Annotated in this window: 4 protein-coding genes; all 4 read right to left on the minus strand. The window is 22.4% G+C overall.

Features of this window, described 5'->3' with window-relative positions; genetic code table 11:
* Window positions 1-545: hypothetical protein (locus RH95_RS09710; RefSeq protein WP_010248823.1), on the minus strand; the 545-nt coding region annotated here is incomplete at its 3' end.
* Complete coding sequence (locus RH95_RS09045; RefSeq protein WP_010248825.1) at window positions 538-1,167, minus strand: ATP-binding cassette domain-containing protein; 630 nt, start codon at window positions 1,165-1,167, stop codon at window positions 538-540. The genes RH95_RS09045 and RH95_RS09710, both read right to left, overlap by 8 nt.
* A 61-nt stretch (window positions 1,168-1,228) precedes the next feature.
* Window positions 1,229-1,741 carry a hypothetical protein gene (locus RH95_RS09050; protein ID WP_010248829.1) on the minus strand — a complete coding sequence of 171 codons (513 nt, stop codon included), beginning with the start codon at window positions 1,739-1,741 and terminating at the stop codon, window positions 1,229-1,231.
* A partial coding sequence (locus tag RH95_RS09640) for a hypothetical protein (RefSeq protein ID WP_010248832.1) occupies window positions 1,725-2,000 on the minus strand: 276 nt, incomplete at its 5' end. The genes RH95_RS09050 and RH95_RS09640, both read right to left, overlap by 17 nt.

Below are 2,000 nucleotides of genomic sequence, written 5' to 3' on the forward strand. Positions count from 1 at the left end.
TATATTGTGAACAGATTTAAAAATGAACCCCCTGTAAAGTAATCAAAGAGAATATATATTACTAAAAATCCTATAGAAAAATAAAACTCTTTAAATATAATTAAAATAAATAAAGTATATGAGCACAATATAAAAAGATTCTCTAAAACATATAGGTATAATCCGCCCTTTGGTAAATAACTTTTTCCAAAATTATTAACTATATAAAAGTTTATCCTATAAATGCCAGGAGTAAATAATATAAAAAACATTATAATGAAAATAATGTTTTTTAAGATAAATGACTTTTCTATAGAAATTGGCAAAGTATAAAAATATTCAATATTATCTTTAGAAAAGAAATCAGAATTTGCAGAAATAATAAAATACATTGGTATAAGTGGCATAAGTAGCTCATACCATTTATATAATCCTGTATTAAATAAATCGAGATTTTTTTGTATATCAGTTTCAAAAATTATAATATTACTTATAACAATTAAAATCAATGTCACTATAAAACTAACCCTATTATTTTTTATATTAGTCTTTATTAAATTAATCATATTTTATTACTTTACCATTTTTAACTTCATATATAAAATTTACGTCATCATAAATATCTTCGTCCAGATGTGATGAGAATATAATAATTTTTTCGGGAAATTTCTCATTTATTATCGAAAAAAGTTTTCTTAATTTTATCCTACCATTTTTATCTAAACCAGATGTAGGCTCATCTGCAAGTATAACCTTAGGATTTAAACTTAAAGCTGCTGCTACAAGTACTCTTTTTTGCATTCCTTCAGATAACTCTCTCATATATTTATCTTTAAAATTATCTATTTCTAGTAAAGTTAAATCAATATTCCCATGGTCATTAAAACTACTAATGAAAGACAAATATTCCTCTACCTTAATATTCTGAAATGAATTAAACTTCTGAGGAACATACCCTATGTTCTTCTTTATCTCCAATTCATCTTTATAAGATATATCATTTAAATAAATTTCCCCTGATGAAGCTTTATAAATTCCTCCTAGGATTTTCATAAGAGTTGACTTCCCTGATCCATTTTCTCCTAATAATAAATTTATTCCACTTGTAATTTCAAAACTTGCTCCATTTATTATATCCCCTTTTTTATAAGAAAAATAAATATCTTTTGCCTTTAAAATATTAGTCATATATTATCCTCTCTAATTACTAAATAATCTTTATCTTCTCTATAATAATTATCAGACGGAGCTATAATAATTTTTTAAATTTTTTCCCTAACTTATCCTCAAAATACTCTATCTCGTTCATGTATCTATATTCGTTATTATATGTTTCTTCAGATAAAATAAACTCTCTATTTAATATATTGTGCTCTCTAAAATATCCAGTAGATATATATAAATATTTCTCTCTTCCATTTATATAGTTAATCCCTTTATCTAAAAGTTTAAAATCATTTAAATTTGTTATTAATTTATTTTTATGACTTACTTTTATATGGTAATCAATATCGTTATCTATTTTTAAAACAGGATACCAATTTAAATACATTAAGAAATTCGAGGAATTTTTACTTGAAAAGTTTAATAGAATACCTGGATTTATAATCTCTTCAATATTTCCAGAGTAATCAATTTCTATATCTTTTTTCTCATTTTTTCCGATATTTATGTTCTTTAATATTAATACATCATTTTTTCTAATGTAATCAACTTTTAAACCATCTAACTTGACGCTATCTATATTAAAAAATAGAATCAAGATTAAAACTTATGGTGTCTTTTAATGAATCCTTGTTTAAAACTTCTATTTTGCATTTATTCTTTAATGTATTATCTATTTTTAGATCCATATCATATCTAGAAATTTCTAAATCTTCTTCTAAAATAGCCTTATCATTTAAATTATCATAATTATGGTAACTATAAAAATTATCGATATAATTATTTACACTACAAAAAATTAAAGTTAAAGATAAAAAAATAGAAAATATGATCTTTTTATCCTTTGACTCTATGTA

The sequence above is a fragment of the Peptoniphilus rhinitidis 1-13 genome (assembly GCF_000246925.1).
Lineage (GTDB): Bacteria > Bacillota > Clostridia > Tissierellales > Peptoniphilaceae > Peptoniphilus_A > Peptoniphilus_A lacydonensis.